Consider the following 15,540-nt stretch of genomic DNA (forward strand, 5'->3'; position numbering starts at 1 on the left):
CTGCCGCCGGCGGCTATTAGTCAGCTATTTGCCCCTCGCAAAAAAGTGCAATTGAATAAAAATGGAAGTCATAATAGAATCCCTTTTAAGTAAGCGCTTACAAATTATCTTGTGAAGGGAGACTATTATGAGGAAAAGGAAAAAAAGGTGGGGAAAACGGCTGGCGGCCTCAGCTTTGTTTTTGATCATGGCAGTTCCACCCGTTGCGGAACAGGCGGAAGCCGGGAAAGTCCATGCGGATGAAGCGCGACAAATGGAGTCGCTGAAACGGGGGCTTGTCGCTGTCAAAACTGGAAGCGGTGTGTTTTTGAGCTGGCGGCTCCTCGGTACAGAGCCGTCATCCGTTTCTTTTAATGTGTATCGAAACGGCCGGAAACTGAACAATTCTCCGATCACATCAAGCACGAATTATCAGGATGCGGGGGGAAATGCCAATGATTCTTATGCAGTTCGGGCTGTTTTAAACGGCAAAGAACAGGCGCCTTCTGAAACGGTTGGGGTTTGGGGTGAGAATCACAAAGCTGTTCCGCTCGAGAAGCCGGCCGGCGGGAAAACGCCTGATGGCCAGTCATATACCTACAGTGCCAATGATGCGAGCGTCGGTGATCTTGATGGTGACGGTGAGTACGAGATCATTCTCAAATGGGACCCATCCAACTCAAAGGATAATTCACAGGACGGGTATACAGGAGAAGTGTTGATCGATGCTTATAAACTAGACGGTACGAGAATATGGAGAATCGGGCTGGGTAAAAACATCCGCGCCGGCGCCCACTATACACAGTTCCTCGTCTATGACTTCGACGGCGACGGAAAAGCGGAAATCGCGATGAAAACGGCTGACGGAACGACGGACGGAAAAGGAAAAGTGATCGGCAACCGCAGCGCCGACTATCGGAATAGCCAAGGCAGGATTTTGGAAGGGCCTGAGTATTTGACGATCTTTAAAGGTGATACAGGAAGCGAGCTGCAGACGATAAACTACGAGCCGGCCCGGGGGAATGTAGCGGACTGGGGTGACAGCTACGGAAACAGGGTTGATCGTTTTCTCGCAGGTGTCGCATATCTTGACGGAAAACGGCCGAGTCTTGTCATGGCGCGCGGCTATTACACGAGAACCGTCCTTGTCGCTTATAACTTTAGGGATGGAAAGCTGACTAAGCTGTGGACATTTGATTCAAAAGCGCCGGGCAATGAGAGATATGCCGGACAGGGCAATCACAGCTTAAGTGTCGCAGATGCAGACGGGGATGGAAAAGATGAAATTTTATACGGTGCGATGGCTGTCGACCATGACGGCAAAGGTCTTTATTCAACAGGCTGGGGCCATGGAGATGCGATGCACGCCGGAGACCTTGATCCGGCAAGAGCCGGGCTGGAAGTGTTTCAAGTGCATGAAAACAGCAGTTCTCCATACGGATTGTCCTTTCGTGACGCGGCCACCGGACAGCTGATTTGGGGCGTCCATGCCGGCAAGGATGTCGGACGCGGGATGGCCGCTGATATTGATCCGCGCTATGAGGGGGTTGAAGCGTGGGCAAACGGGGGGCTTTACACGGCAAAAGGAGAAAAGATCGGCAGCACACTGCCTTCGTCAACCAATTTCGGCATCTGGTGGGATGGAGACCTTCAGCGAGAGTTGCTTGACAGCAACAGGATCGATAAGTGGGACTATCAACATGCGAAAACGATCAATTTGCTGACAGCGGCCGGAGCTTCTGCGAATAATGGGACAAAAGCGACGCCGACTTTGCAGGCCGATATTCTCGGAGACTGGCGCGAGGAAGTGATTTGGCGCACAGATGACAGCAGTGCACTGCACATCTATACGACGACAGATATGACCAATCATCGCATATATACGCTGATGCATGACGCTGTCTACAGGCTCGGCATCGCCTGGCAAAATGTCGGCTACAATCAGCCGCCGCACACCGGCTTTTATTTAGGGGAAGGCGTGGCGGTCCCCGAGAAGCCAAATATTGATACGCGCTGAGCGAAAGGAGGCTGAAAACATGAAGAAAGATCTTCGTTTCACCGCGGCTCTTCCCCTGCTCATCCTTTTGCTGGCGGGTTTTATCGGACTGATGCATCCGCAGAAGGCCGCTGCGCAGACCGACCGGCAGCTGTTTCTGTTCGATTTTGGAAAAGGGCCCGCAGAAGAACATTATACAAAAATCGGGAAAACCTCGATTTACAAAAAAGACACAGGATACGGCTTTTCGCATGGGAAAGGCATCAAATGCAAACGGACGAAAAGTCATGAAACCTTGCGCAAAGACTATTGTATTGTAAACGATGCTGCATTCTTAGCAGACCTTGCAAACGGAAAATACCGGATAACCGTATTTGCCACAGCTGCCGAGGAAACGGCACTTTATGCAGAAGGTGAGAAGGTCGGAGCGATTCCTGCCGGAGCAAACCGAAGCGCGGCTGAAACGGTATTTACGGTTTCGGTAGAGGACGGACGGCTTGACCTCGGCTGGCAAGGCTCGCCAAAGGTGTATGCCATCGAAATTTCGCATATGTATCAATTCGATTTCGGCAACGGACAAGCAGCCCCCGGATTTATCCCGGTTTCCGCCCAATCGGCTTATTCGCCTGAAAAAGGCTTCGGATTTGACGACTCATCCAAGGTATCCTGCACTGACCGCGGCACAAACGACCCGCTTCGCTCAGACTTCTGCATTCCCGGCGGCACCGCGTTTTCTCTCGATCTGCCAAACGGAACATACGAAGTCAAGATCATAACCGGAGACGACCTGGCAAAAACAAATATGGATGTACGGGCGAACGGCATGCTTCAGCTTTATTCGTTTGGCGCCGGCGCCGGTTCTTACAACGAAAAAACGTTTCCGATTACGATTACAGACGGCCGCCTTTCCATCCAATGTCTGACGGCGAGAACACTGCCGCACATCAATGCCGTCATCATCACGAAAACGGCTTATCATGTAACAGACGACAAAACGACGGTTTTTCTGGCGGGAGACTCGACCGTATCCGACTATGAGCCGGGATACGCGCCAATGGCCGGCTGGGGGCAGTTTTTGGACGATTATTTTACGGGCGACATTGCCATCGATAATCAGGCCAAACGGGCGAGAAGCGCGAAAAGCTTTGTTGATGAACGTTCCCTTGATACGATTATGAACCGCATGAAGCGGGGGGATTATCTGTTGATCATGTTCGGCATTAATGACGCCGGCCCGGACCCGGCCCGCCATACAGATCCTTATACGACATTTCAGGATTATTTGCGAATCTATATCGAACGCACAAGAGAAAAAGGCGGCCATCCGGTGCTCGTCACTTCGCAGAGCAAGCGGACATTCAATGAAAACGGCGTTTTCTATAACAGCATCGGAGACTACCCTGAAGCGATGAGGCAGCTTGGGCGTCAGATGAATGTGCCCGTCATCGATCTGAACAAAAAAAGCATCGCCTTTTACAATGAAATCGGTGTTGAAGCGACGAAAAATGTGTTTATGTTTCTCGAGCCTGGAGAAAGTCCGAACTATCCGGACGGAATCGAAGACAGGGTTCATTTCCAAGAGTACGGGGCCAATCAATTGGCAAGGCTCGTCACAGAAGAGATCGCAGATCTGAACCTTTATCCGCTGAAACGAGAGTTGAAAAAATCGTTCTGATGGAGCATTGTCTTGAAAGGAGAGCAGACGATGAAGCGTACACAAGAGAGCGGACCGGCTCATGAACAAAACATGACGGCGGCGCCGAGGCAAATGGAAGCATTAAACCGCGGTCTTATTGCCGTGAAAACGGAAAGCGGCGTTTTTCTCAGCTGGAGACTGCTCGGGACAGACCCTGAGAAAACAGCGTTTAACCTTTACCGCAACGGTCGCAAAATCAATTCCCGTCCAATCGCCTCATCTACTAATTTTCTAGATGAAAACGGCGATCTTGAATCAATCTATGACGTCAAAACCATCCTCCGCGGAAAAGAATGCGAAAAATCGAAAGATGCGCCGGTTTGGAAGAAGCCCTATCTGGATGTGCCGTTAAATAAACCGGAAGGCGGGTTCACTCCTGACGGCGAGCCGTATACCTACAGCGCCAATGATGCGTCGATCGGGGATCTTGACGGTGACGGCGAATATGAAATCGTGCTCAAATGGGATCCGTCCAATTCGAAAGATAATGCTCACCACGGCTATACAGGGGAAGTATTCATTGACGCCTATAAGCTTGACGGAACACATTTGTGGAGAATCAACCTCGGGAAAAACATTCGTGCGGGAGCCCACTACACCCAGTTTATGGTTTATGATCTTGACGGTGACGGAAAAGCGGAAATCGCCATGAAGACCGCTGACGGAACGATTGATGGAACGGGCCGGGTAATCGGTGACAAGGAGGCCGATTACAGAAATGAGCAAGGCCGGATTTTATCGGGGCCGGAATACTTGTCCATTTTTGACGGTGAAACTGGCGGGGAATTGGTGACGGTCGATTATGAACCGCCGCGCGGAAAGCTTGAGGACTGGGGGGACGGCTACGGCAACAGAATGGACCGGTTTCTCGCCGGCATCGCCTACTTGGATGGGGAGCGGCCGAGCCTGGTGATGGCGCGCGGCTATTACACAAGAACAGTGCTTGTCGCCTACCATTTTCGCAATGGGATGCTGACCAAACTATGGACATTTGACAGCGACAAGCTTGAATATGCCGCATATGCGGGGCAGGGGAATCACAGCCTGAGCGTTGCTGATGTTGACGGCGACGGGAAGGATGAGATCATTTACGGGGCGATGGTCGTTGATCATGACGGAACAGGGCTTTATACGACTGGGCTTGGACACGGGGATGCGCTGCATGTAAGCGACCTTGATCCCGACAGGCCGGGGCTTGAAGTGTTTCAAGTCCATGAAGATCCGCGCCTGCCATACGGCCTGTCCTTTCGCGATGCGGGAACCGGCGAGATTCTTTGGGGGGTACCCGCCGATACCGATGTCGGACGGGGAATGGCGGCCCACATTGATCCGCGCTATAAAGGTGCGCTGGTTTGGGCGATCGATCCTCCGGGGACAGAAGGACATTCATACGGGCTCTATACGTGCAAGGGGGAAAAAATCAGCGATACTGCTCCGGCTTCGGCCAATTTTGCGATATGGTGGGACGGCGATCTCCTTCGGGAATTGCTTGACCATGATTGGCAAGAGCCGAACGGCATCCCGAAAATTGATAAGTGGGATTATCACAATGGAAGGCTGATCAATCTCCTTACCGCTGAAGGAACACTATCAAACAACTGGACGAAAGGGACGCCTGTTCTTCAGGCCAATATGTTCGGCGACTGGCGGGAAGATGTCGTGTTCAGAATAGAAACAAGCGAGGCCTTGCGCATTTATACAACGACAGAGCTGACGGAGCACCGTTTTTACACATTCATGCATGATCCCGTCTACCGCTTGGCGGTGGCCTGGCAAAACGTCGCTTACAATCAGCCGCCTCATCCCGGCTTTTATTTGGGAACGGGGATGAAAAAACCGCCCCGGCCCAATATTTATACCGTTTCAGTGAAAAAGAATTAAAAAACATTGACTGTAATTTAAAATTGTGATATAATAAAATATTTATTTGACAAATGATGATCTCGCTATTAATCTAGTTGATGTAGAGCAAGCTGTATCAACTTTGAGTAAGGAGCGGATCAATGATGAGAATATCAGATGGTGTTGAAATGCTGGAATTGGAAAGTGAAGCTTTTGGCCAAAAAGCCGCGCTTCACCCGGTGCTTGTGTGGGATGAGGAAGACGCCGTTTTAATCGACACCGGCATGCCGGGGCAATTGGGACAACTCCGCCTGGCGCTAGAACAATGCGATGTCCCCTTCAAGATGCTGAAGGCGGTTGTCTTGACACATCAGGATATCGATCATATCGGCAGTCTTCCCGGTATTTTACAGGAAGCCGAAGGTGTGAAAAGCTATGCCCACAAGCTGGAAAAGCCGTATATAGAAGGCGAACGCCCGCTTTTCAAGACAGATCCGAAGCAGATGAGCGATGAGGAAAAGAAAGCCTTGCCAAAAGATCTGCTTGCCATTTTCGCAAATCCGCCGAAGGCAAGGGTCGACTGTCTGCTGGAAGACGGGATGGAACTGCCGTTTTGCGGAGGCATTCAGGTGATCTCCACACCGGGGCATACGGAAGGCCATGTCAGCCTTTATTTGAAGAAAAGCAAAACGTTGATTACGGGCGATGCTTTAGTATGTGCCGAAGGCCGTTTACAGCCGCCCATTCCCCGCGTGACCCCGGATATGAAGCAAGCGATCAAGTCGCTGGAAAAGCTTTTGGCATTTGATATCAAGACGGTGATCTGCTATCACGGGGGCGCTGCTATTGGCGATCCAAAGAAGCGGATCAGGGAAATCATTCATCAGGCAAGCTTGTAATCTATTGCAAAAATAAACAAAATGGCCGGGGCGACGGAGCTCTCCCTCGGCCTTTTCGAAAAACAAAAAAGTATGATTGTAGACAAAAAGCTAGCTCCGCTAAAATAAATAGTAAGCGATTTCACCGCGGAAGGCAGGGAAAACAGGGTGACACGAAGAGATGAAAAGGAGTGATCGGTTTGACAATCAGCATTTATTTGGCCGGTGATTCGACCGTGCAAAACTATAGGGCAGACTCGCCGCAGGGAGGCTGGGGGGAATTTCTGCAAGTCTATTTGACTGGAGATGTACAGGTGATCAACCGGGCGATCGGGGGGAGGAGCTCAAAAACCTTCGTTGAAGAAGGGAGGCTCGCCTCGATTTTGGATGTGATTCAAACAGGGGATTGGCTGTTTGTGCAGATGGGGCATAATGATGCCTCAAAAGATAAACCGGAGCGTTACACAGAGCCGTATACGACGTATAAAGAATATTTGAAAATGTATGTCGAAGGTGCGCGACAAAAAGGAGCGGAACCGCTTCTCATCACACCGGTGGCAAGGCTTCATTACAAAGACGGCGTCTTTTTGAACGATTTCCCCGACTATTGCATCGCCATGAAGCAGGTGGCCCATGAAGAACATGTCCGCTTGATCGACTTAATGGAAAAAAGTCTTCAGCATTTTGCCGAAAAAGGCTACAGCGAAATATTTCAATATTTTATGATTTCGGAAAATGTAAACGATTACACTCATTTCACGAAAAAAGGTGCCCGGGAAATCGCAAAGCTCGTCTCGGCCGGGATCCGGGAACTCGGTTTGCCGTTTGTCGAAGAGACGGTGTGAGCATGAAGAAAAAGCTGTATCATGGCGCCTGTTTTTATCCCGAGTTATGGGATGAAGCAACGCTTGAAGAAGATATCAAGCTGATGAAGGAAACAGGGATCAATGTCGTGAGAATCGGTGAATTTGCCTGGTCGACAATGGAGCCTGAGGAAGGAAAGATCGATGTCGGTTTTTTTGCCGATGTCATCAAAAAGCTAGATGACAACGGGATTGACACGGTGATGTGCACGCCGACCGCGACTCCGCCGATTTGGCTTACCCACGGGCATCCGGAAAGAATGTATGTCAATGAAAAAGGGGAGACGATGGGGCATGGCTCAAGACAGCACGTCTGTACAAACCATCCGTATTTCCGGAAGCGGGCCAGGCTGATCACCGAGCAGATCGCGGAAAAAATCGGCAGGCTCCTGGGACTCATCGGCTGGCAGCTTGACAATGAATTCAAATGCCATGTCGCGGAATGCATGTGTGAAACATGCAAAACGCTGTGGCACAAATGGCTGAAGGAGCGATACGAGTCGATTGCCAGTCTCAACGAAGCCTGGGGAACCGATATTTGGAGCGAAACCTATCAGCGCTTTGAGCAAATTCCGCAGCCCGGTCCGACGCCATTTTTGCATAACTCGTCGTTAAGGACGATGTATCAGCTGTTTTCCATGGACAAAATCGCCGAATTTGCATTTGAGCAGGCTGAAGTGATCAGGGCGTACTCCGATGCGCCGATTACCCATAACAGCAGCATCATGTTCGGCGTCAACAATGAAGAGCTGTTTGGCGGACTTGATTTTGCCTCATTTGATACGTACGCCACGCAAGAGAACAGAGCGGCCTTTTTGTTGAACTGCGATTTATGGAGAAACATGAAAAAAGACCGGGCTTTTTGGGTGATGGAGACGAGCCCTTCTTACAGCGCTTCATTGGAAAGCTATGCATTGCCGCATCAGGACGGCTATTTGAAAGCGGAAGCCGTATCATCCTACGCCTTGGGCGGAGGCGCGTTCTGCTATTGGCTGTGGCGGCAGCAGCGGGCCGGTTCCGAACAGCCGCACGGCGCTGTCCTCAGCGCTTGGGGAGCGCCGGATGTAGGGTATGGGAATGTGCTTGAAGTCGAGCGCGCCAGAAAAGAGATCGAAAACATCATGCTCGCAACGGCTCCCGTCCAGGCTGAAACGGCTCTTGTCTACTCGGACAGGGCGAAGGTCTTTTTCAAAACGGAACCCCACCGAAAGCTTCATTACAGGTCGCTCATCACCGTGTTTTACGACAGGATTCTCTCGCTCGGCATCCACAGGGACGTCATCCCGGAAGGAAGCCCGCTTGACGGCTATAAATTGCTGTTTACACCGTTTATCCATTATCTTTCTCCTGAATATATCCAAAAAGCGGCTACCTTCACAGAAAGCGGCGGAATCTGGATCGCGGGGCCTCTGGCAGGAGGAAGGACAGAGCATCATACGATTCACACCGACCGCGGGTTGGGTGAATTAGAAAAATGCGCCGGGGCCAAAACCTTGTTTACTTATCCGATGGATGAACGAAACACGGTCGGTGCAGCCTTTGGCGTTAAGGCGCCGCTCAGTTTATGGAGCGCTGTTTTTGAACCGGACGATTCCGAAGCGGTCGGCATCATCGAAGAAGGAGCGGCACCTGGGAAGGCATTTATAACTGAGCATAAACGGGGGAAAGGAAAAATCGTCATGCTCGGTTCCTTGCCGGCGGGTGAGGCCGGTGATATCATGTTGAAAAAGCTGATCAGCCACTATGCCGAAGAAGCGGGTGTCACACTGGGAACAGATGTTACACCGGGCACGATCGTCGCCCCGCGGAGGGGAATGGACGGCCTTGTCTGGGTGGTCGTCAATATGGACGGCAAAGGCGGACAAGTGACCCTGCTGGATCGCGGAACCGACTTGATATCCGGCGAGCCGATGTCCGGCTGTTTAATGCTCAAACCGCATGAACATCGCGTTATTTGTTTTTCTGGAAAATAGGACTTTGAAGAAGAACCGCCGCCGGCAATGCCGGCGGCTTTTCTTTTGCCTGATACGGCTGCAAAAGAAGGGCAGCCCTGCAAATAAGGAGAAATCCCGGCCAGTTCCCAAGGCAAAAAAAGAACATTGACGGTCAAAAGAATGGAAAGGGAAAATACAGACTGATCAGACAAATGCAGAAAGAGGAGGAGCGCTTGTGAAAGCACAGGCTGAAGTGAAATGGCTGAAGGCGCCGCCCCGGGCGGGTGGCGTCACATGGGGAGTTCCCTGGGAAAAAGGTGTGCTGCAAAAAGGGGAGGCAGTCACCATCGCCGATCAGAACGGTCAGGCGCCTAGCTTACAAACATGGCCGCTTGCCTATTGGCCTGACGGATCGCTGAAATGGACAGGGCATGCGGCGGTTTTCACAGAAGAGAGCGGCGGCCGTTTTTGGCTGCAAAAAGGGTGTCCAAAACCACCTGAAAACACCGTACACATTTCAGAGCAGGAAGACAGCATCACAGTGGACACCGGGGAGATGGTCTGCAAGCTGGAGAAAACAGGCTCGACCTTGTTCAGCTCGATTTCCATTTCCGGGGAAATGATGGCGAAAAACGGACGGCTCATCGCCTTAAAAGAAAAACGGACTGCCGCAGATTTTCACGAGACTTATCAAATCACACGATTTAAAAGCATGATCAACAGGGTGGTTATTGAACAAAACGGGCCGGTAAAAGCGGTGTTGAAAGCAGAAGGTGTCCACCGGAGCGAAGACCGGGGCAACCCTTGGCTTCCTTTTGCCGTCAGACTGTCTTTTTACGCCGGGGTATCGGCCATTCGGATCATGCATACCATTTTCATCGACGGAGATCCGCAAACTGAATGGATCAAAGGGCTCGGCTTGGAGTTTTCCGCGCTTTTCAAAGGTGCCCCTTGGAATCGGCACATTCGTTATGCGGCTGACAGCGGCATTTACGGGGAGGCGGCCCAGCTGCTTGTGACGAGAAGATTTAACGAATCAAACGGGATTTATGAAAAACAAATTGCCGGACAGCCGGTCCGTGAGACACCAGAAACATCGGCCGTGGTTCAGGATGCCCGCCGGAATGCGGTTTGGCATGACTTTCAACTCGTTCAAGACGCTCCGCATCACTACCGTTTGCAAAAACGGACGGATAAAAGCTGTGCCTGGGTGCCCGCCTTCCGCGGAGAGAGAGCGAAAGGGCTGATGTATGCAGGAGGAGAAACGGGTGGAATCGCTTTAGGGCTAAAGGATTTTTTTGAAAAATATCCGTCCTCACTTACAGCGGCAAATCTCGCCTCTGATGAAACGACATTGACGGTCTGGTTTTGGCCTCCGGAAGCGGAAGCGATGGATTTCCGCCACTATTCAAAGGACACCCATGTTGAAAGCTCATATGAAGGCTTTGCGGAAATGCGCTCTACTGCTTCAGGGATTGCCAATACGAGCGAAGTCCATCTCGCCTGTTTGACAAAGCCGCCAAGCGATGAAGAACTGATGAGACTGGCGGATGAATGGCAAAATCCGCCGCTTTTGCTTTGTGAGCCCGACTATTATTACAACACCCGCGCACTTGGGATTTGGAGCTTGAAAGATACAAGCCGTCCGCTAGAAGCGATGCTTGAAGAACAGCTTGACGAAGCTTTCCGGTTTTACAAAAACGAAGTCGAACAGCGAAGCTGGTACGGGTATTGGCATTATGGTGATGTGATGCATACGTATGATCCCGTCCGCCATATGTGGCGGTATGATCTTGGCGGTTACGCATGGCAAAACACAGAGCTTGTACCGAATCTGTGGCTTTGGCAGTCATTTCTCCGGTCGGGCAGGGAGGATGTCTTCCGAATGGCCGAAGCGATGACGCGCCATACAAGCGAGGTTGACTGCTACCACTTCGGAGAATATCAAGGTCTCGGTTCAAGGCACAATGTCCTCCATTGGGGCTGCGGCTGCAAAGAAGCGAGAATCAGCATGGCCGGGCTCCATAAAATGTACTATTTTTTGACGGCCGATGAACGCACGGGTGAGATTCTCGCTGAAAGAAAGGATGCCGACAAAGCAGTCGCGACGTTGGACCCGATGAGAGCTTATTATCCGAAAGGCGGGTTTCCTGCACATACAAGAGTGGGCCCTGATTGGGCGGCGTTTTGCTCGAACTGGCTAACACAGTGGGAACGGACGGGGGACACTGCATATCTTGCAAAAATCAAAAAAGGGATCAGCCAGCTGAAAGCATTGCCGCTTCGTCTTTTGTCAGGGCCGACGTTCGGCTATGATCCGGCGGATGCCGCTTTGTTTCACATGGGAGACGGGAACGAAGGCGGCTACCATATGGTGATCGCATTTGGCGCTCCGCAAGTATGGATGGAACTTGCCGGACTCCTGGAAGATGAAGAATGGAAGGAGATGCTTAGTGAATTCGGCGAATTTTATTTGCTGAGCGATGAAGAGAAGCGGCGAAGGAGCGGGGGAAAGCTTCATAACGGTTTGTTCCATTGGCCGATGTTTGCTGCTGCAATGGCCGCATATGCTGCACACCGGCGCCGGGATCGGGAGCTTGCCGAAAAAGTGTGGCGCCTTTTGCTGGATGAAACGCAAAGCCATACACCACTGCCGATTACACCAAAGCGGACGAACAGCTGGAGAGAACTGACGGAAATGCCTTGGGTGACGACAAACTGTGTATCGCAATGGTGTTTAAACTTAATCGCAGTATTGGAGCTTCTCGGCGATATGCCGCCCAGTCGGGAGCTTCAGGAAAAGGTGATGTCACACATTCAAGCGACAGGCAAAAAATGAAGATTGCCGGAAAAATGAAAGCGCTTTAAATTTATTGTTAAATCATAAAGGGGGAATGAAAATGCCGGTAGTAAAAAGCAAGGGGAAAAAATGGCTGGCTGCCTCCGCCGCCTTTTTTCTTCTCATGGGCTGCAGCGCAAACGAATCATCCAGCCAAAACGAAAAGGACAAGCAAAAGGATGTGATCCACATCATGGCACCGCTTCTATCGCCGGAAAGTCCGGGGCAAAACAGCCCGTCATTGAAAGCGCTTGAAACGTATACGCAAAAACAAATTAACGTGACATGGGTTCCGAACTCTTCCTACAATGACAAATTCAACATTGTCATGGCGTCCGGAGATTTGCCGCACGCGATCGTTATCACCGACAAATCACCAGGATTTATCAAATCGGTTAAAGCGGGCGCGTTCTGGGAGCTGTCTCCATACTTAAAAGATTACCCGAATCTCAGCAAGGCTGATGAAAAGATCATGAAAAACAGCTCGATCAACGGCGAGATTTACGGCATATACAGGGCGAGGGATCTGATTCGGGCTTCGATCATCATCAGAACCGACTGGCTGGACAACGTCGGGCTCGATATGCCGAAAACGATCGATGATTTTTATGAAGTGTTGAAAGCATTTAAAGAAAAAGACCCCGACGGGAACGGGAAAGACGATACGTACGGCATGGTTGTGCCGAAATGGATGGGGCTTGGAAACGGGAGTCCGTGGGATATTATGCAGACTTGGTTCGGCGCGCCGAATCGCTATGGCGTAGATGAGAACGGCGAGCTCGTTCCCGATTTTACGACAGAGGAGTATATGGAGGCATTGCGGTTCTTTAAAAAACTTTATGATGAACGGCTGATCAATAAAGATTTTGCCGTAATGGATTCGGCGAAATGGAATGACCCCGTCGTCAAAGGGAAAGCGGGCGTGATCGTCGATACAGGTTCAAGGGCTTCACAAATCCAAAGCGCTCTTGAGGAAGCCGACCCCGCCAACAAGGGTGTGATCGATGTCGTCGGTACGGTAAAAGGGCCGAAGGGGACCTATACATTCCCCACGTCTGGCTATGCCGGAATGATTGCCATCCCGAAGGCAAGCGTCAAAACGGAGAAAGAGCTGAGGGAGGTTTTGAGCTTCCTGGACAAAATGAACGATAAAGAGGCTCAGATCATTGCCAACAACGGTATTGAGGGGCGTAATTATAAGCTCGAAAACGGAACATTCACATCTCTAGAAAAAAATAACAAAAAACTGCTTTACGAACACGAAGGGCTCGCCCAGTTCAGCATGGGGATTCCGGAACAAAGATATTACATTGAAAAACAAACGTCAAAGCTGTTCAAGCACCGTGAACAGATCATCAAAGAAGGAGAAAAAATCGCCGTCTTCAACCCGGCAGAATCGCTCGTTTCAGATGTGTACACGCAAAAAGGCGCACAGCTCGACAACATCATCCTTGACGCCAAAACACAATTTATCATCGGAGACATTGATGAAAAAGGTTTTCAGGATGCCGTTGAGCTTTGGTATAAAAGCGGCGGCGAGGATTTGATGAAGGAGCTTAATCAATTGTACCGGCAGGCTGAATAGCCCATCTCCGCCAATGCACACGAAAGGGGGGTTAGGACATGGAAATCGCCACAAAAACGGAGAAGGCTGCTGTCAAGGCGGCTAGAAAAACAAATGGGCTCTCGGCCTTTAAACGGGACAAATGGCTTTATCTTCTGCTCGTTCCCGGTGTTTTATATTTTCTCATCTTTAAATATTGGCCGATGTGGGGCGTATTGATCGCTTTTAAGGATTATTCCCCATATCTCGGCTTTTGGCAGAGCGAATGGGTCGGATTCGAGTATTTCAAGGATTTTTTTATGAATCCCGATTTCTTCCGGCTCTTGCGCAACACGCTGATGCTGGCCGCTCTCGACTTGCTTTTCGCCTTTCCGGCGCCATTGATCGTGGCGCTATTGCTGAATGAATTAAGGCATGCGATTTATAAACGATGCATTCAGACGTTTATTTATGTGCCGCACTTTGTCTCATGGACGATCGTCGTCAGCATCACATTTGTCTTTTTTACGGTTGATACAGGGGTTATCAATAAAATGCTGCAGCATGTAACGGGAGGGGAGATCTCATTTCTCTCCGATCCCGAATGGTTCAGGCCGATGATCGTGCTGCAAAGCATGTGGAAGGAGACGGGCTGGGGAACGATTCTGTTTTTGGCGGCGCTTGCCGCCGTTGACCAGGAACAGTATGAAGCGGCGGTGATGGACGGGGCCGGGCGCTTCAGGAGAATGTGGCATATCACGCTGCCCGCGATCAGAAGTACGATTGTCGTGCTCCTTATCTTAAGAATCGGCAGTTTTTTAAACATCGGCTTTGAACAGATCTTTTTAATGACCAATTCATTAAACCGGAGCGTCGCCGAAATCTTTGACACGTATGTCTATGTGGTTGGGATTACCCAAGGGGCTTACAGCTACAGCACGGCAGTCGGCCTTTTTAAATCAGTCGTCGGCATCATCCTGATTTTCGGTGCCAATTATGTCGCGAAAAAATTCGACCAGGATGGTCTGTTTTAATGAATGGAGGTGATGGGATGTCCGCTTCAGAATCGCTCCATAATACGAAAGCCGGGCGGGTGTTCGATGTGTTTAATATTGTCTTTCTTGGCTGCCTGGGGCTTGTGACGGTGCTGCCATTTCTGTACATCATCGCCGGGTCTTTTGCAACAGAAGCCGAGCTGTCGGAAAGGAGCTTCTTTATCTTTCCGGAAACCTTTTCACTGGATGCGTACCGCTACATTTTTTCTACGCCGACCTTTATCAGAAGCATGGGGGTTTCCGTGTTCATTACGGTTGTGGGAACTTTTGTTCAGCTGTTGTTTACGTTTACGATGGCCTATCCCCTTGCGAAACGGAACCTCAAAGGCCGGAATTTGCTTTTAAATCTCGTGATTTTCGCGATGCTTTTCAGCGGGGGGATGATTCCGACCTATATCGTCGTCAAAACACTCGGACTGCTCGATTCCTATTGGGCTTTAATTTTGCCGATGGCGATTAATCCGTTTAATTTGATCATTATCAAAAACTTTTTTCAGCAGCTGCCGAAAGAACTCGAGGAATCGGCGAAAATAGACGGCTGTTCAGAAATCGGCGTATTCCTGAGGATCGCCCTTCCGCTGTCAAAGCCGATCATCGCCACCTTTGCCCTGTTTTATGCGGTCGGCATCTGGAACGACTTTTTTCATGCCCTGCTTTATATCAATGACAGCGCCAAATGGCCGCTGCAGATGGTGCTGCGCCAGGTGACGATCCTGTCCGACTTGACCGGGACGACCAATGAGATGATGGAGAGTGCGGTGCCGCCGGAACAGTCGATCAAACTGGCCGTCATTGTCATAGCGACACTGCCGATTTTAGCGGTTTATCCGTTTTTGCAGAAACATTTTGCAAAAGGGATATTGATCGGGTCTGTCAAAGGATAAAAAAAGCTGCCGGACATCTTCGGCAGCAGCG

General features: G+C 50.5%; 10 protein-coding genes. All 10 read left to right on the plus strand.

The window, feature by feature from the left end; translation table 11 throughout:
- Nucleotides 1-127: 127 nt before the first annotated feature.
- The 10 genes from M654_RS09260 (at nucleotide 128) to M654_RS09305 (ending at nucleotide 15,509) form a co-directional block, all read left to right on the plus strand.
- Nucleotides 128-1,996 (plus strand): rhamnogalacturonan lyase, encoded by a 1,869-nt coding sequence (locus M654_RS09260; RefSeq protein ID WP_026586632.1) that lies wholly within the window; start codon nucleotides 128-130, stop codon nucleotides 1,994-1,996.
- 19 nt (nucleotides 1,997-2,015) lie between these two features.
- Nucleotides 2,016-3,650, plus strand: a complete 1,635-nt coding sequence (locus M654_RS09265; protein WP_236251223.1) for a rhamnogalacturonan acetylesterase — start codon at nucleotides 2,016-2,018, stop codon at nucleotides 3,648-3,650.
- A 72-nt stretch (nucleotides 3,651-3,722) separates the two neighbouring features.
- Nucleotides 3,723-5,552, plus strand: coding sequence for a rhamnogalacturonan lyase (locus M654_RS09270; protein ID WP_051290404.1), 1,830 nt, complete (start codon nucleotides 3,723-3,725; stop codon nucleotides 5,550-5,552).
- 125 nt (nucleotides 5,553-5,677) lie between these two features.
- A complete protein-coding gene (locus M654_RS09275) occupies nucleotides 5,678-6,412 on the plus strand; it encodes an MBL fold metallo-hydrolase (protein WP_026586635.1) in 735 nt (244 codons plus the stop codon).
- A 179-nt stretch (nucleotides 6,413-6,591) separates the two neighbouring features.
- Nucleotides 6,592-7,236 carry a rhamnogalacturonan acetylesterase gene (locus tag M654_RS09280; RefSeq protein WP_026586636.1) on the plus strand — a complete coding sequence of 215 codons (645 nt, stop codon included), beginning with the start codon at nucleotides 6,592-6,594 and terminating at the stop codon, nucleotides 7,234-7,236.
- Nucleotides 7,237-7,238: 2 nt separating this feature from the next.
- Complete coding sequence (locus tag M654_RS09285; protein ID WP_026586637.1) at nucleotides 7,239-9,227, plus strand: beta-galactosidase; 1,989 nt, start codon at nucleotides 7,239-7,241, stop codon at nucleotides 9,225-9,227.
- A 196-nt stretch (nucleotides 9,228-9,423) separates the two neighbouring features.
- Entirely contained in the window at nucleotides 9,424-12,027 is a 2,604-nt protein-coding gene (locus M654_RS09290) for an exo-rhamnogalacturonan lyase family protein (RefSeq protein ID WP_026586638.1), read from the plus strand.
- 61 nt (nucleotides 12,028-12,088) lie between these two features.
- Nucleotides 12,089-13,612 (plus strand): extracellular solute-binding protein, encoded by a 1,524-nt coding sequence (locus M654_RS09295; RefSeq protein WP_035428021.1) that lies wholly within the window; start codon nucleotides 12,089-12,091, stop codon nucleotides 13,610-13,612.
- Between the two features lie 38 nt (nucleotides 13,613-13,650).
- Nucleotides 13,651-14,604: an ABC transporter permease gene (locus M654_RS09300; RefSeq protein WP_026586640.1), complete on the plus strand. Its 954-nt coding sequence runs from the start codon at nucleotides 13,651-13,653 to the stop codon at nucleotides 14,602-14,604.
- A 17-nt stretch (nucleotides 14,605-14,621) separates the two neighbouring features.
- A complete protein-coding gene (locus M654_RS09305; protein WP_026586641.1) occupies nucleotides 14,622-15,509 on the plus strand; it encodes a carbohydrate ABC transporter permease in 888 nt (295 codons plus the stop codon).
- The last annotated feature ends 31 nt before the right edge of the window (nucleotides 15,510-15,540 follow it).

Source organism: Bacillus sp. NSP9.1 (genome assembly GCF_000465465.2).
Taxonomy (GTDB): Bacteria; Bacillota; Bacilli; order Bacillales; family Bacillaceae; genus Bacillus; species Bacillus sonorensis_A.